The organism is Sphingobium sp. (assembly GCF_049304695.1).
GTDB lineage: Bacteria > Pseudomonadota > Alphaproteobacteria > Sphingomonadales > Sphingomonadaceae > Sphingobium.
Genome location: NZ_JBAQOK010000074.1, coordinates 1 through 23,415 on the forward strand (window position 1 = coordinate 1; position 23,415 = coordinate 23,415).

The following is a 23,415-nucleotide window of genomic DNA, read 5'->3' on the forward strand; positions in this document are numbered from 1 at the left end:
CCTGAAATTACCGTGATCTGACTCATCGCACCGTCCCTAGTACCGGTGCAAACACCGGCGCTTGCACCGGTGCCATCTCGAAATATCAGCCGATCACCGCAAGGTGGCCCTCACCGGAGCGATACGAGAAAAATGCGCGACGAAGAGGATCGATGATTCGCATATCGTTTGGATCTTGGTTCGTCAGGGCTCGTTGCATAACCCACAAACCCAATCTCCCTCCTTCATCGGTAAGCGCTGGTTCCTCGCTGAAATAGGGGTATACAACACGGGTATACCTTTCCCTGACCCGCGCGTGGAGCGCGTCACGTATCCGTACGGTAGCGCCTAAGTCAGCAATCCTCAGGTTACCGTGCACACTTTGGGGGATGATCTCAAGGGGTTCGTTTGACCAGCGCAGTTTTGCGCTGAGTAATTCGAGAACGCCATCCTTTAACAATGGGTACAAACGTTTAAATTTGTCGTTTGACGCTATTCGAGCTGCGATCATCTCTTCTAGATCACCGTCATCCGAAACATGTTTTTTGACATCAGACCAAAAGGGAAGATAGAAATCTCCGCCTTGGCTTCTTGTCCCTCCGGATTCCTTTCGCCGATCAAGGCGAACATCGTCTTTCAGGATAGACCGCCTTAATGCCTCCTTCGCATAAAAAAGTTGCAGAATCTTACGAAGAGGAATGTCGAGAACAGACATGTGCATTCCGTGATCAATTGCTGTCATGATCAGTGACATCAATTCTTGGAGTGACGCAAGAGAAATCCATAACCTCTTATTCCGACCATTTTTGATCAGTGATCAAGTTTAGTTTGTGCATTGCAGTACCGATATTTTCTCCATTTTGGTGATAGCCTATACGTTCGCCGAGCGTCAGTTTTCCTCAGAGCTTGGTTTTTAAGAAATACTGGACGGATCTATCGCGATCGACATCGGTCGGGATTGCTAACGGTCCGCGCTTGGGATCGAAAGATCGATAGCTGAGAGACCGATAAAGTTCGGGTTGGCGCGACTGCGCCAGATCTGGTCGTTCGTCGCGATTCCGTGATGTTTCGAAGCGGACGTTTGTCAGATAGCTGCCACGACCGCGGTTGGAACTTTGTTGCCTGATCCTACCCGGGTTAGTAGATGCGACGATGAGGGGACACAAAAATGACTTCTGCTTTGCGCGGGACACTGTTTGCGGTGTCGATGGTTGCGTCCGTCGCTGCATTTACTCAGACCCAGACCCAACAGGATCGCTTAGACGAAGTCGGGCAGTTTCTTGTGACAGCGCCCATGTGTGAGAAGCTGGGGATGAAGCTGGATCCTGACCTGCCAACAAAAGCTGAAACCGCCCTGAAAGTCGAAACTGCATCCTGGTCAGTCGAGGCCGCGATAGTTGAGCGCATCAAGGGTGAGGCGGTAGCGCGTCAAGGCCGCATTCTTCGAACGGACCTTCAAGCGGCGGCTGTTGGTGCGAAGTCGGATGCCCAGCTTCGCGCAGTGAAAGGCATCCTGCTCGGCTATGGTCGAACTTGTTTAGCCGCAACCGCAGATCCGGTCTTCTCCTCCTTGATTGTGCCGCCACCCGGATATGATCTGGAGATGGCAACAACCGAAACCGCAGACAGCATGTTGGAGGCTGGCGGACTGGCGAGTTGGCAGTCCCCGCAAATCCAAGCGCGCGGCAATCTGATGATGCTCGCTGGAACCTGCCGCTCCAAGATTGGCTCCGTTCGCTCTGACGCGCTGGTTAAGGAGTTTGGGCAATCGAGCGATCCACGCGTCAGGAACTACTATGCGAAATCGTTTGACGAGGGGCTGGCTGATCCGACGGTGATCCAGACTCTGGCAGGCTGTAACAAGGCCATCACGTCCTTTCGTGCAAAGGTGCGCTGACCCGATTGCATGGTAGGCAGCCAGCCGCCATTCCAGTCTTAGCCTGAAAGGGAAAGCGGCCGGTCCGCACCTGAGAACGACAAAGTCAATGCTGAGCGTCCGGCATGGGTCGATCTTGAAAGGCGGCAGCTGGGACAATTCTGCCATCGCCTATTCAACCGCTGAATGTCGAGTTTTGACGAAACCCGACATTTTAAGGGGTAATGTGCTGGGGATCGCTCGTTCGCCATGAGCTTCAGGACAGGCGCTTGCGGACGCGGGAGTGCGTTAATCGTTTCCACCCAATCCAGATGCCGGTCACCGATGTGGTCAAGCCCAGCGCCGAGAGCATCCAGAGAAGAATGTCCCATGCTGGCCGATGCAGGGTTAAGCCATCCATATCCCATTTGTGGAGAAGGTCGAAGCACCAGCGGTAGAGCCTGCCCTTGGCGTCTAATGTGCCTAGGATCATGCCTGTCGCCGGGTCGATATGGACCCAGGTCCGGGCCGTGTCGTCGAAAGTCATACGCAGCACCGGCAATCTCGGAAGCGCACCGATCTCATACCAATAGGCATCACTCTCAGTCAGTCGCTGGACAGAGACGATATGTGCATTCGGCACCAGCTTTGCGGCATGCTGCACCAATAGTGCCTGATCCCACCGGGGCGCCTGCAGGGTTCGGGCGTCGATCGTGACTTGCTTCCCGGCTTGGTCCCATGTAAGCATTTCATGGCCCGCAGCCCAGTTGAGCGTCAATTGCTTCGCATCCGAACTCAGGCCGGCAAGCGTTGCAGCCTCAATCGGCAATGGCGCCGCTGCTCCCGCATAGGCAAAACGCTCAGCATTTCCGATGCCGGGGCTGTCGAAAAACCGGAACGGGTCTACCGACAGCCAGCCACTGAAAATCCAGGCGAGCAGGGCCACGCCGCCCGTTAGTCCCGCAACATGATGCCACCACATCCAGCCCCGATAGGGCGTGATGCGTCCATCGCGAAAACGGCGTCTTCCAAATCGCGCCCTCAACAGCCCGATCCACATCCCGGTGACCGCTGCCGCTATGCAGGGGCCCGACACCCACATTACGACCTGCCGCCAGACGGCGTTATCCTGTCGCAATATGGTGAAGTAAATCCAGTGCGGCACCGAGCCGAGCCAATTCCAGAAGCGTTCTTCGCGGTCGCTGTTCTGCACCACTCCCCCGGTCGTCGAGGACACATACAGTTCGGTCGCCGCCGGGTCAGCCAACGCGACTTTCCACAGGGGCCTGTGCCGGTCGAAGCCGCCCGCTACCGTCCATTGGTCGCGCTCGATCCGCTCGATCGAAAGAACCTGCGCGCCGCCGAAGCGTTGCGCCACACGGCGGGCAAGCGGCTCCTGAGCAATCGACAGGACGTCGCGATGGGAGGCGGGCACCGTGATCGGATTGCCGTCCCATGGTTCGATGCGCCATATCGGGGAAGCGTCCCGCATCTCCAGCGTCATCGATCTTGGCCCGGTAACACCCGCGGTCGCCAGAGCTTCCGCAGGCTGAACGGTCACACGCCGCCAGTCGATGCTGTCCTGCCCCTGCACCCGTTCCTGCGCGGTTAGCGAGGGAAAGGGCACATAGATCATTACCAGTCCCGACAGAAACCAGATGGCGAATAGCAGGCAGGACGCAATGCCTATCCAGCGATGGATGATGTAGAGCCAGCGCTTGAACTTCTGGCCGAGCGCTGGCGCCTTGCCCCTAGAAGCGGGCACGAATTGCAACATCGACCGAGCGCGGGCGGCCAAGCACCCACTGTTCATTATTATAGGCCGATACCGCATAATCCTTGTCGAACAGGTTGAGCGCGCGCAGGTCTACCGCAATATTCTCGGTCAAGGCGTAGGAGACGCCAGCGTCGATAACCGTATAGCTGGGAATACGGAACAGGTTCGCCGTGTCGGTATAGCGTCGACCGACATAGCGTAGCCCAGCCTGAGCGCGCAGCCCGCCTTTTCCTTCCCATGTCAGCCAAAGATTAGCGGCGCTCTCCGGGACGTCGAATGGCGTGTTGCCGGACAGGTCGACATTACCGCTGATGAAATCCCTGTACTTGGCGTCGAGCACCGTGCCGTTCGCCTCGATGCCGAAGCCCTTGAACAGCAGCAGTGAGAGAGAAGCTTCGATGCCCTTCGACGCCTGCTTGCCAATCTGTTCGATCGGGCCGTTCGTCACCCGCTGCGCAGCCAGGCCCGTCTTCACGATGCGATAGGCTGAAAGGGTGGCCGCGCCGCGACCGTCCATGAAGCTGGCCTTGACCCCGACCTCGATCTGATCACCCTTTGCGTTGGTGAACAGGAACTGGGTCGCGTTGGTGGTGAAACTGGTCAGCGTCCCGATCGGATCGACGCCGGTCGCATATTGGCCGTAGAGAGAGAGTGTGGGCGTCGGCTGATAGACAGCTCCGACCCGCCAGGTGAAGTTGGTGAATTTCTTCTGCGTGGCGCCGCCGGGGAAGGCGTTGACGGTGCCGGTGATCACGCCGTTGGTGTAGACAAAGTTGCTGCGCTTAACGCGATCTTCTTCATATCGAAAGCCGCCGACCAGAGACAATCGTTCACTGAACTTCAGCCGATCCTCGCCAAAGATCGCCCATTCGCGCGTCCGCGTGCGATAGCGCGGAAGTGTCTGGTCGCGATTTTCGAGATAGCCCGGATCGAAATTGAACGGGTCAACCTCGTCCACATAAGTCGAAAAGTCAAAATTGTGGGAATAGTCGTGCTTGATATAGTTGACGTCGAACCCAAGCACGAAATCATTGGACATCGCGTTGCCGAGCGGCGTTTTTACCGAGACGCTGCCCTGATTGCCGAACTGCTGGCTGTCATGAATGATACCCACATTGTCGGCGCGATAAACCTTACCAGGCGTGCCGCTGCCCAGGCCATTGCCGCAATTGCCATCTGTTTCGATGTAGCAGTACAGGTCGAGCGAATACCAGGTCCGCTTCGTCCCCAACCGATAGCTGGTGTTCTGGACGGTGACGGCGTCGCTGGGCGACCATTTCACCGTCAGCGTCTCGCGATCATCGATATACCGGATGGTCCCGTCCAGCACCTCATAATTCCGGTCCCGAATCCGGTCATCGATCCGTCCCCCGACCAGCGGCGTACCCCAATAGCGCATCGGCTGCTTGCGCGCATAATCGGCGCGGAATGTCACCGACAGATCGTCGTTCGGCGTGAAGGCGATCTCGCCGCCAATGGCGATCGAATTGCTGCGGCCGCGGTCCACATAGCCGTCCGAACGGCGGTAGCTGGCATCGACTCTGTAGCCGAACATGTCACCAAGCGATCCGCCCGCGCCCGCCGCGAGATGCGCGGTATTCTGGGATCCATAGCCTGCCTGCAGGTCGACCACCTGTCGGTCGGACGGCTTTTTGGTGATGACGTTGATCGCGCCGCCCAGGGCGCCCTGGCCATATAGAACCGATGCAGGGCCAGTCAGGACTTCGATACGATCGACATTCCATGGGTCGCTCGGAAAGGTGATGGTGCCGTTGACCGGAAACTGGCGGACCCCGTCGACGAGCTGCAGCACGGACCCTTGCCCTGCAAAGCCTCGTGCGGCCAAGGCGGTGCCGCCATCGCCCTGATTGGAGATGTTGGCGATGCCGGGCGCGCGCGACACGGCCTCAGCCACGGTCAAGTCGCCCCGGGCGCGGATCGCGTCACCATCCACCGTGGAGACGCTGGCAGGCATTTCGAGGGGCGTGAGGCCAAGGCGGCTCCCGGTTTCGACAGGCATATTCAGCCCGAGATCCGTCCGACCGATGACGAGGATGTCATTTGAAGCGAGGCGTTCGGATGCTTCCGGATTGGGCTGGTTCTGCGCTATCGCGGTGCCGGGCGCCCCCGACAAAATGGCGAAGGCAAGTAGCGCGTGCGGCGCGTCGACGATGTGACGAAATTTGCTCATTAAAAGTACCCCCGGGCGTCAAGCGACAACCGACGGGGTCCTCCGTACGCACGGCCGGCGCAAAGCCGGACGGACGCAAAAACGTCCGGCGCTAACGCCGATACGGCCCCCGCCGCTCTTCGTCGCTCAGACGGAGTTCACCGTGCCGCAGCCATCCCCTGGGCTAAGGCAAGAGCGACCATATCGTCGGCAGGTCTCCTGGCTCACGGGTCTCAGCTTGATGTACGACCTTCCCAGGCCTCGCAGGATTTAGCGTCCGGCCCAGTGGTTGGCGGTCAGGCAATGCCTACCGCACATGTACATCGCGCTCGCCGCTTACAGTTGCAGGGACAGCCTCGGATTAGGATGGCAAACCATCCGCACCGTGTTCCCTTTTAAGCCTCTTGCGAGGCACCGACGCGATCATTGGCGTCGGATTTAGCCCGGCACCAAGCGCCGCATATGCGAATCATTCTCGTATCGCAAGATCTATGGTTCGATTGGAATACGTCAGTCTGGTACATCAGCCACTAACGAGGTTGATTACTCTCCGGCATGAAGCCACGAGATTGCATCCACCAAATGAACTCATCGAACCAGTAGTCGCTTGTCGTGCCCTGCTGACGCAGGTCGAACCCATGTCCACCGCGCTCGTACGAGTGCAATTCAGCCGCCGCCCCCGCCTGTCGCCACGCGTTGTAAAGGAGGACAGGATCTTCCGGCTGATATTCGTCATCGGCAGCACCGGCGATAAACGCCGGGGGAGCGCCAGCGGGAACGGGGGTACGCAGACCGCCATACATCAGGCCGACAAAGTCAGGTCGTGACGCCACGTCCCCGATCGCCAGATCGGCCGCGAGATACGCACCTGCCGAGAAGCCGATGAGCCCGATCCTGTGGGGATCGACACCCCATTCGGAGGCGCGCTGCCGCACGATCGTCATCGCGCGCGCGCCATCTTCGACGGCATGGGGTTCACCAGCAAAAGGCGGCATTTCGACAGGGGTGCCGTCTTTCGCCCGCGCCATGACCAGCTCCATCTCCTTCATATGCACGTCGGGCATCCGCATCGGACCGTCCCCGCTTCGGATTGTCCGGTATTTGAGCACGAACGCAGCGATGCCGCGCGCCGCGAGCGCTTTCGCAATGTCCGTTCCCCCGAAGGTATAGCCCAGCGCGAGGAAGCCGCCTCCCGGCGCGATGATCATGGCTGTGCCGTTCGCGCGCCCAGGTGCGGGACGGAACAGCTCCAACGTCGGTTCGCTGACATCGTAGATCATCGTCTCGCCGGATGTCAGTTTGTCACTGACTTCGGGCACGCCCAGCGATGTGACGCTGCCCTCGGGGTAAAGGGGTATGATAGTCCCCCCGGGCGCGGCGGCTGCAATCGGCGACAGGGCCGAAGCCCCCATGACCAAGCCCACCGCAACAACCCATCGTCTCAGGAATTGCATCATCTTCAGATCCTGACCTTAAGCGTGACGTAGGCCGAACGCGGCTGATTGGGTGCCACGACCGGATAGCCCAGATAGGAGTAAGGGTCGAAGGCCCGCCGCCCGCCAAGGTTGACCACGGACGCCCCGAGAGTGAACCGGCCGATGTCATAGGCGGCCTGCGCATCGATCACGACATAGCCAGGGACCGCGATGCTATTCGGCAACGTCAGCTCGCGTGAGGTGAAAGCACTGATGCCAGCCCCGAACGACAGGCCCTTGGCCTTGCCATGCAAGACCCGATAGCGCGCCGCCACTCGCCCGCTGCTCTTGGGTACTCGTGCAAGCCGGTCTCCGGGCGCCACGCCATCGTCGCGTGTGTCGGTATAGGCATAGTTGGCGAGCACCGAGAAAGCCGGGGTCGGCTCCCACACCATGTCGACTTCCACGCCGCGGGCGCGTTGCCGCCCGCTCTGGACATAGAAGCCGACATTGGCCGGATCGCCCGTGACGACATTGTCGTGGGTCTGTCTGAAGACCGCTACTGTGCCAGAAAGGCCGGTGCCGGGAAGCGCCAGCTTCACACCGGCCTCGATGTTGCTGGACGTCTCCGGCACCGGCGTCTGCGTGCCGATGAAGCCGAAGGGTGCGCGGAACGCGGTCGCATAGCCTGCGAACAGGGCAACGCCCTTTGCCACGTCGAAGGTCGCGCCGATCCGGGGCGAGACATGGGTATAGGTCTTGTTGTTGGCGACCCCGATATTGCTGTTCTCGATGAACTTGAGCGAGGTCAGACGCAGGCCGCCGGTGACGTGCAGGCGGCCATAGGTCGCCTGATCCTGCACATAGACAGCGAACGTCTCGAAGCGGTCATCGGTATAGGAATTGACCGGCAATTGCGCGGTGTAGCGCAGGTCGTAGCTGGGGTCGGAAAGATCGATCGTGCCAGAGGGGGAGTCGCTGACGAACAGTCCCATGGCGCTGTAGAAACTGGTCCAGTCATAGTTGACGCCGCCCAGCAGCCTGTGCGTGCCGCCGAGCATGTCGACGTCGCCAGCGAGATTGGCATCGACGGTCGCCTCCTTGGTGCGGTTCCGCATCGTGATGGGGAACACGTCGTACAGCGGGGCGATCGTGCCGGTCGGGGCAAGGCCGGGGTAGACGAAGCTGCCCTGTTCATCGATCTTGCTCGAATAATAGCGTCCGCTGACCGTCAACTTCACACGGTCCGAGAAGGAATGGCGCAGGGTCGCCATGCCCATGCGGATGTCGTTCGTCGTCGGCGGCTGATCGATCGGCGAGCCGGGAAAGGCATGGCGATCGATCGTGCCGGCCAGCGCCGCATCGGCGGGCAGGCCGGAATATTCGAGATTGCTGCGGTGACTGAATTGACCCTGGAGGAGCAAGTCGGTCGCGGGGTCGATCTGGAACGAGAGGCTGGGTTGGATCGACCAACGCTCGCCATGCACCTTGTCGATCCAGCTATCATTCTTTTGATACTCGCCTGCGACCCGCGCCGCGATCCCGTTGCCCAAAGGCACATTGATGTCGCCATAGGGGTTCCAGGTCGAGAAGCTGCCGGCACGCATCGCTACATATCCACTTGCCTTGTCATTCGGCCGCGCGGACTCAAGATTGATAACCCCGCCAAGCGGCGTGCCCAGGCCACCGCCATAGAGCGTGGCGGTCGGACCCTTGAGGACGTCGATCCGCTCAATGCCCACCAGGCTGTTTGGGTCATAGGCTTGCTGGTTGCCCGCAAAGACCGGCAGGCCGTCCAGATAGACCTCTGCTGGAAAGCCACGCACGATCGGCGGGATGAACAACACCTCGTCCGACCGGGTCGGGGTGACGCCCGAGACGTTGACCAGCGCGTCGCCGAGCGTGCGGCGGTCTTGTTCCTGGATCAGGGTGCGCGTCAGCACCTGAACCGATTGAGGAACCTGGATAAGCGGCGTGTCGGTGCGCGTGGCGGCCGCTGTGTCAGGGGCGGCATAGCTTTCGCGCTTGCCGGTCACGACGATCGTTTCGGAGGTCCAGCTTGGCGCGTCCTTCGTTTGTGCGATGGCTGGCGATGTGATCGCAAGCGCCGCCGTCAGCGCTATGAGAGATGTTTTCATGGTCGATGATCCTGATTTTGGTGGCTGGCGGCTCAGAAGCGCTTGCTGAACGAGAGTTCGACGCTGCGCGGGGCGCCAACGAAGACGAGGCCCGATGCATAGCCCGACCAATCGGCATAGAATTCGTCAGTGAGGTTGCACCCTCGCAGCGTCAGCGTGCCGAACGACGCGTTCCACGACACCGAAGCGTCGAATGTGGTGAAAGCGTTGACCTTCGTGACGTTCGCGGTCTCAGTGTAGAAGTCGCCATTGTGGCGGACACTGCCGACAAGCGTGATCGGGAGCGCCTTGGGGGAATAGGTGACGACGAGATCGGCAAGCTGTTCGGGAACATTCTGTGGCCGGTTACCCGCACGGTTGACGCCGCCAGCTTCGATCAGCGTCAGATATTTGGCGTCGAGCAGTGTGCCACTGGCCGTCACGTTCAGTTGCGGCGTAACCGGCAGGTTGAGCGAGATTTCTGCGCCGCGCGACCGCTGGGCACCACCCTGGAACACGGCCGCTGGATTGGTCGGATCGCGGGTCAGAATGTCGTCCTGGCGGATATAGAAGGCCGACGCTGTCAGCTCGACGCCCGTGCCGCTCAGCGAGGTCTTGATGCCGCCCTCATAGGAATAGCCGGTGGTGAGCTTGAAGGCCGCGTTGGCGGCGCTCAGGAACAAAAGGCCACTGACGGGTGTGACCGCACGGGTATATTGCGCGAACAACTGGGTCCGGGGCGTCACGCTATAGACCGTGCCGGCGCGCCAGGAGATCGGGTGATAGGTCTGGCCATAGTTCTGGACCGCACCGCTGGTCGCGTTGAGAACACTTCGGTCGAGCTTCACATTGTCATAGCGAAAGCCGCCCACGACCAGCCATTCATCGGTCAGGTTGAGTGCGTCTTCAGCGAAGATCGCGAAGGCATCCACCTTGGCGGTGATGTCCTGCCGGGTCGCGAAGTTGGCGGGCGTATCGACCGGGAAAGTGCCGCGAACGGGATTGAACGGGTCGAGCGAGGTGCCGGTACCGAAGCGGCGCACGGTGAAGAAATCGGTCTCGCCATATTCGGCGCCAAGCGTGAAGCGATTGCGAAGCCCAGCGATACGCCCATCAAAGGCAAGGTGCAGGCGCTGGTTCCAATATTGGTGATCGTGGCTGATATAGGTCGCGCCGCGCCCGATCAGCCCGGTCGCCGCATTGAACGTATATTCGTCGGCATCCTTGTAATCGCGGAAGCTGTCATAATAGCTGGTGTCGCTGACGATCTTCAGATTGTCCGTCAGCGCATATTCGGCCCGCGCGCGCAGCCAGGTCGTGTTCGAGCTGTCGTTGCCGTCGGTATAGTCGAAGTTGGTCCGGCGCATCGCCTTGTCGAGCACCAGCTCCGAGCTGCCCGACACCGCCGACGAGGGATCGCGCGCCAGCGCCCGCGAGATGACGGGAGTGCCATAATAGGCGGTCTTGAACCGATCTTCGAAATGGTCGACCGAGACCACCAGCGAGAAGCGGTCGCTGGGTTTGAACAAAAGCGATCCGGTCGCCGCGAACGTCCGGCTGCCCGTATCATCGATCCAGCCCGACGAGCGCGAGAAGGAGACATCGCCGCGCACGGCGACGGTCTCGCCCAGCGGCAAGTTCATGTCGGCGGCGAGGCGCGCCGTGTCGAAACTGCCATAACTGGCCAGCATCTCGCCGCTCGCCCCATCGAGATTGGGGCGGCGCGGCACGAAGTTGATCGCACCCGCTAGTGCGCCTTCGCCCGAGGTGACGGAAGCCGGTCCCTTGATGACTTCGATCCGCTCGAACGACCATGCGTCCCAGTTGCGCACACCGACGTCCGAATTGGCCATGCGCACGCCATCGTAGAGATAGTTCACCGCCCGTTGGAAACCACGCATCGAAACCGAGCCGATAGAGCCCGGCAAGTTGCCGGAAGCGACACCGGGGGCGGCGTTCATCGCCTCGATCGCGTTGCGGACGCCCTGCAACTGGAAGTCCTGCTGGGTGACGATGTCGACCACCGCTGGCGTCTCGCGGATCGAGAGACCAAGACGGCCTGAGACCTCGGTCTCCTTCTCTAACTGCTGGCCGGTGACGATGATGGTATCGCGCTCGGTGCGCTCGGTGGAGTTGTCGGCGACCTGGGCCAGCGCCGGAGACGCGACGAGGCAGGCGGCAGTGGCGATGAACGATGATTTCACGAGAAACTCCCTGTTTTATGCGATTGGGCGCGGGCCGCGAGGCGGCGACGCCAATGAAGGAACCCGGTCACGAACAGACCGAGCGGAATGAGGCCGAGGATGACGGCGAGGATACGGGTCGAAAGGCCCGCGACCGACCCGTCATGCAGGACACGGACCCATGCGGCGGTAGTGGTCGAGGCGTTGCCGCGCCGGACATCATGGACAGCCACCACGGCTCCGGAATATTGGTCGATGAAGATGAAGCTGCTCGGGAAGCGGCGATGCGGATCGCCGGGCAACTGGACGCGCATGCGGAACGGTTCCGGTCCTGTGCCCGGCACGTCGATGAAGGCGAGCCGCGCATCCGGGACGGCACGATGCGCGGCGGCAAGCGCCTGCAAGATGGAAATCTGTTGGCCGCTGGACACGCTTGATTGCGGGTCCGGCACCGTGTCGGGCGCGGTGATGACGGCGGTCAGTAACTGCGTCTTGATGAGCGGCAGAGCCAGAAGGGCACCGGTGCCGACTAGGATGAAGAGCAATGCCATGCTCCACACGCCGGACAGCTTGTGGAGATCGCGCAGGCGGCGAATTGGCGCTGCGTTGCGTTTGAAGGCGAGCGCCTTGCGCCATGACCCGCGCGGCCACCAAACGACGATGCCGCTCACCAGCAGTATCAGCATCGCAAAGCCCAACCAGCCCACGATCTGGCTGCCGACCTCGCCGGCGAGCAAATGCATATGAAGTTCGTAAAGCCAGCTCATGAGATAGCCGCCCCACGGTTCGGCCCGCAGCACGCGTGTGCCATCGGGCGAGAACCACACCATCTCGCGCTCGGCATGATGACTGTGATGTTCGGACGGATAATAGCGAGCCGGCACGGAGCCGCCTTGCCCGGTCGCTTCGAACGACCAGCTTCCATGCGGATCAGGCCAGCGCGAGTGGGCCGTCTCGAGCGCGCGATCCCAGACTGGCGATGACCAGTCAGGACCGGCACCGGGCGCGACCTGCTCGATGGCCGGATGCAGCACCTTGTCGATCTCGACGTAGAAGACGAGAGCGGAGCCTGTCACGCCCAGCAGCGCGAACAGGCCGCCAAGCCCGAGACCCAGCCAGAGATGGAATTGGCGCAAAAGGATGCGGCTTCGCGCGGTCATGCGAAGCGGCAAACCTGGCAAAGCCAGGCAGCGATAGTCATGCGGATAAACCTCGGCAGACCCTGCCAAAACGCGTGTGCGTCCAGCTAGGCCGTATCTGAAGCAGGTGCATGGCCGCAGGGCGCAGGCGCGCCAAGCGCACCCGTCTCCTCAGCCGCTCACGCGACGACAAGCGATCAGATGGCCGGAGGCCCCCTCAAGGGCGGACGAAGATATGGCGGTGCGGTTGAAGCAGGAAGCGCCATAGGGCGCGTACCAAGCGCCAGGACAAACAGGATTGCCGCTGCCAGCAGGATCGGATCGGCTGCAGCCAGCGACGGTGCTGACAGGCCCGAGAAAGCACAAGGCTGTTCAGCCTTGCCATGGTGGCCGTCACCCTCAGACTTTTCCTGCCCGAGGCCGGGTATGGTCATGACCATCGTCATCGGACCGGTGCCCGAGCAAATGCTGACAATGATCTGCCCGTTCGAGACGGTCGGCATAAACCCGGTGGGCATGACGATCTTCATCATCAGCGCGAGTGCAAGGACCGCGCAGGCAAAGGGCCGATTGGCAAGGACGAGGTTACGCAGTCGATGCACCGGGTCGGCTATTAGTCACGATGCATGGTTCTGTCATGCGCGAATGACGGTGAGACGATTTGTCCATCGCCGAGTGACGGTTGTTGGCTAGAGCTGCCGTCGCGCCACCGCATGACGAACGAGGTGATGTGGTCGCGTGCTGCCGGAAATAGAGCGCCGCATCGTGGGGACATTGCTGCCATACGCGAAAAGTTTCTTAAACGGCAGCTATTAGATAAAACCTGTCGATGCCACGCCCACGACGAATATGCTTCTCAGCGTTTGATATCGCGGCGCCAGCATTAAACCGCGTCAGCTTCTGCTGGCAAAATTAGTGATCGTTCCGAAGTTGATCGATAATCTGCTCGTCGGTTTCGCGAAGCCAGCGCTCAACAGTCCGGCGGGTGGCCGTATACCGACGCATCAACTCGTCGATTCCGGTTAAGGCGGCAACGTCAACAAAATCCCTTGGTACCGGTCGCTTGCGGTTTCTCGGGATCGGTCTCTCCTTGGCGCGGCGCGCATCCGGTGCCTCGGCATCGTGATCGAAATGTTTGAACCAATGCTGGACCGCCTCCGGTGCGGCAGCAAGACCCGGTTCGGCGAGAAGGATTAAAGCGTCAAAGGCCAAACGCGCGTCCCTAAGTTCCCTTAAAATCGCCAGCAACTCTTGCGATGTGATGAGAAAGCCGTGCTCGCTTTCCGCATGTTGAGCCTCCACCAACCGGTGCAACGCCCCGACAATATCGAGGATCGGATCGATCCGGGGAAGCTGATCAGGAAGCGGTGTCGCGCGGGCGCCTGCCAAAGCCAGAAAGGGATCGACCGCGCCGGGGCCGAAGCGGTGCTCGATACTTGCCAGCGTCACCGCGTCGAGATTGGCATGCGCTTTTTTCGCATTGCGCACCGTATTTGGCGCGCAGCCGATCCGGTCGGCCAGCTGAGAGTCGTTCAGCTTATATTCGCGCTGCACGGTCGCGATAATGGACTGAACAGCCGCGCGATAAGTCCGGGTCGTCGGGGCACGACGGATCGTCTTGCTCATGGGTGTATCCCTACTTGAACAGCAAAACTCTGCGATTCAGCGCTCGATGGCAACAGGACATTGCGCATGACATCTACGATTGACGATCAACCCGAGCGTGCGGGGGAGCCAGACAGGATTATTTTGGTTATGATCGATCACAAGCAATTGACCGACGAACATAACGAACTCGGGGCCATCGCGCTGCAGCTGCGGGGGTTTGTTACGAGGCAGGTGGCCGATATCGAGGCGGTGACCCGCGAACGGTGGCGATTAGGCTATCGCCTGGCCATTCACCTCGCCCGCGAGGACAGGCATGTCTATCCCGAGCTTAAACGGCACACGGATGCGCAGATCGCGGCGATGGCTACCACCTATGAAGCGGAGATGGGAAATCTTGATCAGCAGTATCGCGACTATATGGCGCGATGGAATAGCGACGGGATAATAGCAAAATGGGATAGCTTCTGCGATGAAACGCTCGCGATCCTCGAAGCGCTGGAAAACCGTATCGCGCGCGAAGAAAAGAATTTATATCCGTTGCTCGGTCGGACCGGCAAGGCGCCCATGCCAGCGCGCCAGTGATGGCAATGAGCTATCCGCATGTGCAGCATCACAACCGGTACAAGACCCGCACAAATATCCGCCATGTTCCGTCGGACGTCAGCGATATAACTAGAGCCGCCGTGAGCCTTGCATAGTTGACCTCACGTTACGGCAATTGATCCCAGCTCAATTGGTAGGTTACGCGCAGGCCGTCATGGTCGGATAGACGCGGGCTGTCCGGCGATCCATCGAACATAGCTTCCACCCGTATGGGCACGATCCGTATGCGCTCCGCAGATGTGTAAAATTGCAGGTCTTGCGTATCCATCCAGGGTGCGTCGCCATTCCATGACATGCGAACATCGCATTTGGGGTCAGATAGACATTGTTCATGCACTAGGCGCAGAGGAATGTGGGACTGGAAGAGATCGAAACGTTCGCGCGAACGGCGCATGTTGAAATCGCCACCCAAAATAAGCGGGTTTGCCTGGTCGTGATGACGCCACAGGAACAACTCAAGTTCCTGCGATTGGAAGCGATGGGCAGCAAGATGCCGTTCAGGCCGCACTTTGGAGGCCTTCTGGGCGTTCATGTGCGTATTGGCGATGTCGATTGGCTTTGGAACGCCTGGCACTGCAATCCGTACGAGCATGACGCCCTTGTTGGACAGGCAGTCGAAACCGGCACACGTCCGGCGCGAATAGGGATCAGAATAGACCTCGGTGATCGGGTAGCGGCTCGCGATCACGAGGCCCGACCCTGTAAAGCGGATACCCAGTTCGCCCTTCGTGGGCCTTCGCTTGCCAGCACGGACTGCCTCTACTCGGTCTTCAGCCGCCGCGGTCCGCTTCGGACCGCCAGCCAACGCCGGGTAGCCGCTTTCCTTTACGGCCGTTCTGGCGGACGGGGAAAAAACCTCCTGAAAAAGCACGACGTCCGGTGCATTCCCCGTCAGATTGAGAGACCTCAAGATATCCCCGATCTTACCGAGATGTTCAGCGCGGCCTTTGCGCGCGGGCCATTGCAGACCTTCGATATTATAGGTCAGTACATCGATCTGCGCGGTCGGCGTGTTCCCCGCGGCGCTCACATGTGACCGGGGGAATAATTGCAGATGACTGGCAGGCGTCAGCCTTTCGGGAAAATCTGCGCATCCCGCAAGAAGTAAGGAGGCAAATATGCCTGTGAGCCATATCCATCGGCGCGCGGATGTAGAGGCTTGAAACAAGGCATCGCACGACGCAGTTCGCCGAGTCGCCGCCCAGTTTTCTTTGCACCTATCGATCGCCATGCTTTAGCTTTTCAATCCTCTTTTGGCCCATGACAAGACTGTAATCGTGAGATATTCACAGAGCGCCGCTATGATTTCCAAGCGTATTGGATGTGGAGGCTATGATGGTTTCTCAAACGGTTCCCGCCTGGTTCGAGCGTTTGCGAACGCGCGTCTCGACGGTCTTCTGGTTTCTGGGCGCGGCGGCATTTCTCCTAAGCTTGCCACTAGTGTTTCAAGCTTCGCCCATCATTCCCTTTGCTATCTTTTGCATATCGGTGGCCTCTGCGGCCTTGCTTGCCGGGATTAGCCAAAAGCTGCGTCATAACGGCTTTTCCAAAAGGTTTTGGCTGAAAGCTGCGGTCGCCATCAGCTTTGTGCTGACGATATTCGTCGCCAGCCCGATCTACTATGCCGCCACCATAACGCAGGTTTCTCCGGCGCTGGTGCCTCAGGCGACCCTGTCGAACGGGCGCAAGACGATCATCTTTCAGGGCATGCAGCATGTCGCGACCGAGATCTTCTTCAAATCGGTCATCTATGACCTTGAGGACGAATTATCACGTGGCTCCGTCGCCTATTATGAAGGCGTGAGGCCGTCCAATCCAAAAGACGACATGTGGTTCGACAACATCATTACCGGAGGTGCTGATCTAGGCGACGCTTATCGGGCGCTTGGAGATGTGTGCGGCCTCAAGTTTCAGGGCGGATATTTCGGGCTGCTGGGACGCGATGTCCAGGAACATCCTACCGCCCATGTAGTCGCGGACGTCACCACCACTCAGCTTCGTGCGGAATTTGAACGGCTCTTGCGAACCGATCCCGCATTTGCTGCGGCAATGAAGGAAAAGGCCGACGTCAGGCGCGTGGATGACGGCAATGGTCTTGAGAAGATCGTCTCCTTCCTCCGTCGCGGGAGCAAAGGGCAGCGTGAGATCGCGGGCATATTATGCCGCGGGTTCATGACCTACGGCATGCGTCACAGCGGTATCGGAGCGTCGGACGACCAAATGAACAAACTGATCCTCGACTATCGCAACCGTGTACTGGCCGCAGCTCTCCTCGCTGAACCCCAGCAGCGCATCTACGTCACCTACGGGGCGGAGCATCTGCCGGGCGTCCTTGCACTATTGCGGAAAGCCGATCCCAGGTGGCGGACAGTGTCGGTCAAGTGGACCCGGACGATCGACAGTCCCGAGCAGCTAGTCGGGAAACTTTGAGTCTACTGCGCGAGGAGACGCCATGCCCATGATGCAAGCGGCCGGAGGACTATGCATGACGGCTGCAGCCGCCGCAGTTGCTTTCGCAGGCCTCGCAAGCGGACCGTCTCCCATCCCGCCTCCGCTCGCGCAGGAAAGCGCCGACTGCATGCGACCGGTCTATGCCACAGACCAACTCGTATGCTTGGATGCGCAATTGCGACGCCTCGACGCAGACATCGTTGCTCGAGCGACGCGGGTCCGAGAGATTTCCGCTTGGCCTGGTTCTTCTCTTTTCGAAGATCAGCAGGCCTGGTTCAAACGACGCAGCCTGTGCGCCTTCCAGAAGGACCACAGGGCCTGCGTTGCAGCAGCATACCGCTCGCGGATCACGGAGTTGGACGCCCTATTAGATTCTTCCATCGAAGGCGCTTCCTTGCGCTGTAAAGGCCAGGCTGATTGGCGCATATCGCCTGGCACTTCGCAAGGGTCCCGCATTATAGCAGATGCCAATGGATCGGCGTTGCTCGTCGCCTTTCCAGCGGCGGAAACGCCATGGGTGCCCTTTGTCCGTTATCGCGTATCGGGAAAACGGCTGGTCCTGCAACGCCTGGGCGAACGAAAGCCCATTGCGTGCGTTGTCGAAAGCCGCAGCCGACTGAGCCGAAAGGCTCAGCCGCTACGCTAAAACCTTCAGATCAAAACCCGTCGCGCGTTATGGCCATCACGTCGATAAACCGATTGCGGCCATCGAAACGGCAGCGGAACCGCTTAATGCCTTCGCGTCCCTTGTCGGCCGAACCATCGATCACGCTGCCGCTGCCGCGATCGGCAACGACGCGGCCAACCTTGATGTAGGCAGGGCGCACCGCATATTGCGCAGATGCTTCGCCGCGGCAGAACGCTACCATATTCCCTGCCGAGACTGGCGGCCCGGAACCGATCGGCGCAGTGCCGCTGCCTGGACCACCTGCGCCCGGTCGCCCGCTTATGCCAACGGAGAGACTGAATGCGGCGACTTCTCCACGACGCGCGGCATTGCGCATCAGATAGACGCGAACGCGATAGTCGCCGTCATTCTTGAGGCGTCCGTCGAACTGATTTCCGCCTATCGACCCGTTGAAGATCGCCACTTCATCGCGGCCCGGAAGAACATTGAAGTAGGCGGAGCGGTTGGTGGTGCGTAACGTCACCGACATAGTCTGCCCGGCGCGAGCGCCGACGACATAGTCGACCGAATCATAGCCCCGGATCGTGCCCCGCAGGGTCGTCGATGACGCGCCTCGTGCGAACTGGATGCGTTCCGTGCGGGAGGGGGCCTGGGCGATTGCCGGAACGGCCAGGGTGGCAATGACAGGAACGACAATGTACTTCCACATGATCTCAACCTTTCGGTAAAAAGGGGCTGGGCGATACGCGCCGTGGCCCCATCATTCAAAAGCGGCGGTGGTCTCCGCCATCGACCGTGTCGCAGGTCCCGCGAAAAGCGTAGGGGCTCGTTCCCTGGATGCTGATCTGTCCGCTACGGCGATTGATCGTGATAAGCGGCTTGTTAAGCCCATTGAGGCGATATTTCGCGCTGATGATGTCAGGACCGCTCTGCACCTCGTAAAGATCCCACCATCCATCATAGCCCCGGCTGTTGATGGGCGGCACCAATTTCTTAGGTAGCCGGATGCGCCCGCCGCCAGCCCAGAGCTGGATCGTCAGTGAAGCGTCAAACTGCTGGCCGGTCATCTCTGTGCGATTGCCATAGTCATAGCGATGAGTACGGCTGTTCCACTGCCAGCCATAGGACGTGGCGAAGCCAGGTCGCTGACCATCGCCAAAGCAGATCAGGCCGATATCGATATCCTGCCCGTCAACCTGATAGCGATCGCGCTGTTCGACATAGCTGGGTGACTGACGCTGATTCGACGCGCCAGCGCCGTAAGTGACGGGTGGCCTGTAGCCGTCATCATTGCGATAACCCGAGCGATTGTCGTCGCGATATCCATTGTCCGCCCTGTCGTCAGGGCGCCGATTATCGCGTTGATTACAGTCAGGCGCAGGCGAACTGGTGATCGAGCTGTAGCGCCCCTCCATAGTCGCGACGGTCACGCATTGGCGGGACGAACCATTCCACCAATAGCTATAGCTGCGATCATCGCCCTGCTCGGACCGGATATGGGAGTAACCGCGCGTTTTCATCTGCGTTTCCGCGCCGGCGGCGTGCGCGCCGACAAGATCGTTAAGCCCGGGTGGAGTCTGCGCCTGCGCCGAGCCCGCAAGCGCGGCGAAAACAAGAGCGGACGGAAGAGTTGCTATCTTTTTCACTGCCTCGACTCCCTGATGTTTGATCTGGTAACAACCTATATAAGAAAAAATCGCTCCCCCAGCATCAAGGCTGCGGAACGACAGCGTCCATCACGGTAATCTGACGGCCTTGCCCATCGTCCCCAACGCTTGAATTCGTCATGAGAATAGTGTCGCCAGGCCTCAGTGCAGCTTTGATCTGATCGTAAAAGGCTCGTGGCAGACGCAGGCGGTTGATTGTCGCCTCGTCCAACTGCCGACCCTCCTCTTCGGCATGCCCTGGCAAACCGATATATAACCATCGAGAAATGCCATCGCGCGTCCGGACCAAGGTAATGACATGCGAACCGGTATCGTCGTCATTGACCTGAGCGACGCTGCGCCCGATTTCCGTTCCATTGCGCAAAACGACGACGCGCTGATCTAACCTGGATACGATGATAGTAAGCGGTCCGGTCGGCGATTTTTCAGGCGTCCAGGTGAATTGCTTCTCGCCGAGGATTGCCTGAGGGATGGGCCTGCCCGTTGCGTCGATCGGCGCGATCAGGCTGGCGTTACTGGCACGAACATGGTCCACCGCCGATCCTGCGATGACGACGGTCGCGCCGATCGACGTGATGGCGAACAATTCCCGCGAAAAATCATAGGGCAGATGCACACAACCATGACTTTCGGGATATCCTGGCAAACCGCCGGCATGAAGAGCAACCCCATCCCATGTCAGGCGCTGCTGATAGGGCATGGGCGCACTATTGTAGAGGCTGGAATGGTGGTTTGCGTCCTTCTGGAGGATAGTGAAAACACCGGTCGGGGTCTCATGTCCGGGCTTGCCTGACGAGACGGTGGCGACCGCGATCCTGATCCCGTTGCGGTAGACAGTGGCAATCTGTCGCGACAGGTCCACGTAGATGAGAAGCGGTCCCGCCGGCGCGATGTTGGGCGCCCACACCCATTCGCCCGGTTTCAAGCGATCGACCGCGCGGATGAATTCCGTCGGAGAGCTTGTCTTGGCGCCTTGGCCATGGAGGGCGCTGGACAGGCTCGCCATCAAGCTGGTCGAAACAAGAACCAGGCATGTATGGCTTGTCATTCTTCCTCCGCTGGCGACCGATGACCAGAGCAGTTTCGGCTTGTTCCACATCGCCATGATCATTTTGATTCCGTCTGCCGCAATGCGGAAGGAATAGGCAGTATTTCCACGCGGCTCGTCGCAACATCATAGAGGGCCGGTACGACCTTGAGAGCGCCTGCTTTTACCCTTGCCTCGATGACCGTGGAGGAATTCAGCAGGGTAGCAGCCTGGATAATGGCATTCTGTCGGGTGACCGCCAGCGGATCCCTGTTTTTACTCATGTAGATGGCCGGCAGGATCGCAGGAAAGAGGGCACTGATCTGACCCGGCACTTCGGGATTGTCCATTGCGGCCTTGACGGCGCCGCAACTCGAATGCCCCATGACGACGATCGCGCTGATGCCCAGAACTGCAACCCCATATTCGAGGCTGGCGATGATTTCCGGCGTGGTGATATTTCCGGCCACGCGTGTCACGAAGAGCCTTCCGATCGGTTCGTCGAAGACCATTTCCACCGGAACGCGCGAGTCTGCGCATGACAGGACGCCGACGATCGGCCACTGTCCTTCTGCCGCTTTCGACCTGATGATCGCCAGATCGCGGGTGTGCGCCACAGGTGCTCCGGCCACGAACCTGGCATTGCCATCCATGATCTCCGCAAGAGCCTGGTCTGGCGGCATCGCGCTAACCGGTCCTCCAGCCGCAGGCGCGGCAAAGGCCGCGACATTCCCGATTCCCGCCATCGCGCCGGTTGCAGCCATCAGACCCAGGATTTCGCGCCTGGAGCGATGGTCGCAATCATCATGCTTTTCGGGGAACGAACAGCATTCGGTCATCTTTACCTCCACAGGCAAGGCACGGAATTTAACCCGCTTTCATGACATCAAAATGCGCGACGATGGTCAGCGACACAAGCCTGTGTTCCGATCAAAATGTCCCCTGCTCCGCGACCGCTCGATCTTTGACATCGTGGCGATGAAGAGCCGGGCAGCCAAATGCGCCCAGGCTCGCGTTCGCCCCTGTGGCCGAAGCTGCTATGGGGTAACGATGTTCGGTGCTGCCCATCTGGCTCTTGCTTACTTGCTCCTGGAATGGGCGATAAGGATAGTCATGATCGTCGTCATACCGCTGCGCAGGCCTCCGGAAGCGGCACGCAGCTGGCTGCTGCTGGTGATGTTTCTCCCTCTTCCTGCTCTCCTCTTGTACCGCATGATAGGACGGGCCCGTTTTCCAAAATGGCGCCACCAGCGATTTTTAACGAGCGCGGCGCTGCGTGAGCATGTCGCCCGAACCATGTTGTCGGCAACGTCACCCAGCCAGCTTTCGCGCTTGGCTCGGCATCTGGGTGGTTTTCCCGCCTGCGGGGGCAACGGCCTTTCCTTTCAGACCGACTATGCAGACATCGTGGCGGCCATGGTGAAGGCGATCGACGGCGCCGTCAGCAGTGTCCATCTTCAGACCTATATCTTTGCGGATGACCACACAGGCTCGCTATTCATCGACGCATTGGGCCGGGCAGCGGCGCGGGGAGTCGATGCCCGTGTACTGGTAGACGCACTTGGGAGCAGACCTTGGTCGAAGCGCAGCATGGCCAAGTTGCATGCCGTCGGTGTCGATGCGCGGCTGACCCTCCCTATCGGTTTCCGCCTGCGCCGGTTGCGTCGGGACCTGCGTAATCATCGTAAGCTTTGCCTGATCGACGGCTGCACAGGATTTATCGGATCGCTCAACATCGTCGATCGCGACTTCAAGGCCGGAATCGTCAATGATGAGCTGGTGGCGCGCGTCGACGGCCCGGTCGTCGCCGCGCTGGAAGCGACCTTCCTGACGGACTGGTATCTTGAAACAGCGCAGCTGCTCGATCGTCCGATCATGCCGCCTGCCTGCGGTGCGCTGATGCTGCAGCCTATGCCCAGCAGTCCGGACCATCCATTGCTGGGCTACGAACGGCTGCTGGTCGAAATCATTCACGTCGCCCGGTATGAGGTCACGATCGTGACGCCCTATTTCATCCCGGATGATGCCCTAATGGTAGCCTTGAAGAATGCCGTCGATCGCGGCGTGTCGGTGAACATCATAGTGTCACGGGTTGTGGACCAATATCTGGTCAGGCTCGCCCAGCGATCTTTCTATGATGAATTGCTGCATGCGGGTATCCAGCTGTTCCGATATCGCGACCACCTGCTGCATACCAAGAGCGTATCGGTGGATGGCCATATCGGCTTGGTGGGATCAAGCAATGCGGACATACGCTCCTTCATGCTCAATGCCGAGATCAACCTGTTGATCCACGATCCCGTCGCGACGGAGAAGCTTGAGCGGATCCACCACGGTTACAGCCATGCCAGCGACCTTTTGACCTTAGCGGAGTGGAGGATGCGTCCACGGCCGATACGACTGTTAGAAAACCTGGCCAGGCTTATGACGCCGTTGCTTTAGGCCTCAGCCGCCGCGCGTGCGGCCAAGGTCCACCTGATGTCGTAACGGACGACCGGCGACGAAATCGGCAATGCTCGCCAACGTCGTTTGTGCAATCGCCGTCAGCGCTTCTTCCGTTAGAAAGGCCTGGTGGCCCGTCATCAGCACATTGGGAAATGTCAGCAGCCGCTGCAATACGTCGTCGTCGATAATCTCGCTGGAAAGATCGTCGAAGAAAACGCCGGCTTCCTGTTTGTCAATCGGCGTGCAAACGGGACCCCTTATCGGCGCGCAAAAGGGACCCCCTGTCAGGATGGCGGAGCGTTGATGTGACGGGCTTCCTTGCGCTGCGCGCGGCGTAGGGAGGGCGTAGCC

The 23,415-nt window shown here is 59.9% G+C and carries 18 protein-coding genes, 1 pseudogene and 1 riboswitch; of the genes and pseudogenes, 4 read left to right on the forward strand and 15 right to left on the reverse strand.

The genetic code is table 11. From position 1 onward, the window contains the following. Positions 1-85: 85 nt before the first annotated feature. On the reverse strand, positions 86-721 hold the full coding sequence (locus tag WA070_RS12650) for a hypothetical protein (protein ID WP_422634287.1): 636 nt from the start codon (positions 719-721) through the stop codon (positions 86-88). A 426-nt stretch (positions 722-1,147) separates the two neighbouring features. Between WA070_RS12650 and WA070_RS12655 the strand changes: the two genes are divergently transcribed. After that, positions 1,148-1,876 carry a hypothetical protein gene (locus WA070_RS12655; RefSeq protein ID WP_422634288.1) on the forward strand — a complete coding sequence of 243 codons (729 nt, stop codon included), beginning with the start codon at positions 1,148-1,150 and terminating at the stop codon, positions 1,874-1,876. 235 nt (positions 1,877-2,111) lie between these two features. Here WA070_RS12655 and WA070_RS12660 read toward each other — a convergent pair whose 3' ends face one another. From WA070_RS12660 to WA070_RS12695, 8 genes are all read right to left on the reverse strand, one after another. Continuing rightward, positions 2,112-3,599: a PepSY domain-containing protein gene (locus WA070_RS12660; RefSeq protein ID WP_422634289.1), complete on the reverse strand. Its 1,488-nt coding sequence runs from the start codon at positions 3,597-3,599 to the stop codon at positions 2,112-2,114. Beyond that, the gene (locus WA070_RS12665) at positions 3,586-5,802 is read right to left on the reverse strand and encodes a TonB-dependent receptor (protein ID WP_422634290.1); all 2,217 of its coding nucleotides are present in this window, start codon (positions 5,800-5,802) and stop codon (positions 3,586-3,588) included. The genes WA070_RS12660 and WA070_RS12665 overlap by 14 nt, the downstream gene beginning before the upstream one ends. A 171-nt stretch (positions 5,803-5,973) precedes the next feature. Next, positions 5,974-6,215, reverse strand: a riboswitch (cobalamin riboswitch). A 96-nt stretch (positions 6,216-6,311) separates the two neighbouring features. After that, positions 6,312-7,238: an alpha/beta hydrolase gene (locus WA070_RS12670; protein WP_422634291.1), complete on the reverse strand. Its 927-nt coding sequence runs from the start codon at positions 7,236-7,238 to the stop codon at positions 6,312-6,314. 2 nt (positions 7,239-7,240) lie between these two features. Beyond that, entirely contained in the window at positions 7,241-9,334 is a 2,094-nt protein-coding gene (locus WA070_RS12675) for a TonB-dependent siderophore receptor (RefSeq protein ID WP_422634292.1), read from the reverse strand. A 32-nt stretch (positions 9,335-9,366) separates the two neighbouring features. Next, entirely contained in the window at positions 9,367-11,517 is a 2,151-nt protein-coding gene (locus WA070_RS12680; protein WP_422634293.1) for a TonB-dependent receptor, read from the reverse strand. After that, positions 11,514-12,656: a PepSY-associated TM helix domain-containing protein gene (locus WA070_RS12685; protein ID WP_422634294.1), complete on the reverse strand. Its 1,143-nt coding sequence runs from the start codon at positions 12,654-12,656 to the stop codon at positions 11,514-11,516. The genes WA070_RS12680 and WA070_RS12685 overlap by 4 nt, the downstream gene beginning before the upstream one ends. Positions 12,657-12,832: 176 nt before the next feature. Further along, the gene (locus tag WA070_RS12690) at positions 12,833-13,168 is read right to left on the reverse strand and encodes a DUF2946 family protein (RefSeq protein ID WP_422634295.1); all 336 of its coding nucleotides are present in this window, start codon (positions 13,166-13,168) and stop codon (positions 12,833-12,835) included. Between the two features lie 379 nt (positions 13,169-13,547). Beyond that, a complete protein-coding gene (locus WA070_RS12695; RefSeq protein ID WP_422634296.1) occupies positions 13,548-14,261 on the reverse strand; it encodes a hypothetical protein in 714 nt (237 codons plus the stop codon). A 66-nt stretch (positions 14,262-14,327) separates the two neighbouring features. Between WA070_RS12695 and WA070_RS12700 the strand changes: the two genes are divergently transcribed. After that, on the forward strand, positions 14,328-14,825 hold the full coding sequence (locus WA070_RS12700; RefSeq protein WP_422634297.1) for a hemerythrin domain-containing protein: 498 nt from the start codon (positions 14,328-14,330) through the stop codon (positions 14,823-14,825). A 127-nt stretch (positions 14,826-14,952) separates the two neighbouring features. Here WA070_RS12700 and WA070_RS12705 read toward each other — a convergent pair whose 3' ends face one another. After that, a complete protein-coding gene (locus WA070_RS12705) occupies positions 14,953-15,876 on the reverse strand; it encodes an endonuclease/exonuclease/phosphatase family protein (RefSeq protein WP_422634298.1) in 924 nt (307 codons plus the stop codon). A 302-nt stretch (positions 15,877-16,178) separates the two neighbouring features. Here WA070_RS12705 and WA070_RS12710 point away from each other — a divergent pair, with 302 nt between their 5' ends. Then, the gene (locus tag WA070_RS12710; protein WP_422634304.1) at positions 16,179-17,276 is read left to right on the forward strand and encodes a hypothetical protein; all 1,098 of its coding nucleotides are present in this window, start codon (positions 16,179-16,181) and stop codon (positions 17,274-17,276) included. A 677-nt stretch (positions 17,277-17,953) separates the two neighbouring features. On the opposite strand, the gene WA070_RS12715 is transcribed toward WA070_RS12710, so the two are convergent. The 4 genes from WA070_RS12715 to WA070_RS12730 all read right to left on the reverse strand — a co-directional run bounded on the left by WA070_RS12715 (position 17,954) and on the right by WA070_RS12730 (position 21,383). Next, positions 17,954-18,634 (reverse strand): hypothetical protein, encoded by a 681-nt coding sequence (locus WA070_RS12715; protein ID WP_422634299.1) that lies wholly within the window; start codon positions 18,632-18,634, stop codon positions 17,954-17,956. Between the two features lie 55 nt (positions 18,635-18,689). Continuing rightward, positions 18,690-19,571, reverse strand: a complete 882-nt coding sequence (locus WA070_RS12720; protein ID WP_422634300.1) for a hypothetical protein — start codon at positions 19,569-19,571, stop codon at positions 18,690-18,692. A 64-nt stretch (positions 19,572-19,635) separates the two neighbouring features. After that, positions 19,636-20,640, reverse strand: coding sequence for a L,D-transpeptidase (locus WA070_RS12725; RefSeq protein WP_422634301.1), 1,005 nt, complete (start codon positions 20,638-20,640; stop codon positions 19,636-19,638). 59 nt (positions 20,641-20,699) lie between these two features. Further along, complete coding sequence (locus tag WA070_RS12730; protein ID WP_422634302.1) at positions 20,700-21,383, reverse strand: carbonic anhydrase; 684 nt, start codon at positions 21,381-21,383, stop codon at positions 20,700-20,702. A 349-nt stretch (positions 21,384-21,732) separates the two neighbouring features. Between WA070_RS12730 and WA070_RS12735 the strand changes: the two genes are divergently transcribed. Next, on the forward strand, positions 21,733-23,061 hold the full coding sequence (locus WA070_RS12735; protein WP_422634303.1) for a phospholipase D-like domain-containing protein: 1,329 nt from the start codon (positions 21,733-21,735) through the stop codon (positions 23,059-23,061). 3 nt (positions 23,062-23,064) lie between these two features. Here WA070_RS12735 and WA070_RS12740 read toward each other — a convergent pair. Then, positions 23,065-23,415: pseudogene (locus WA070_RS12740) on the reverse strand (hypothetical protein); the annotation flags it as partial.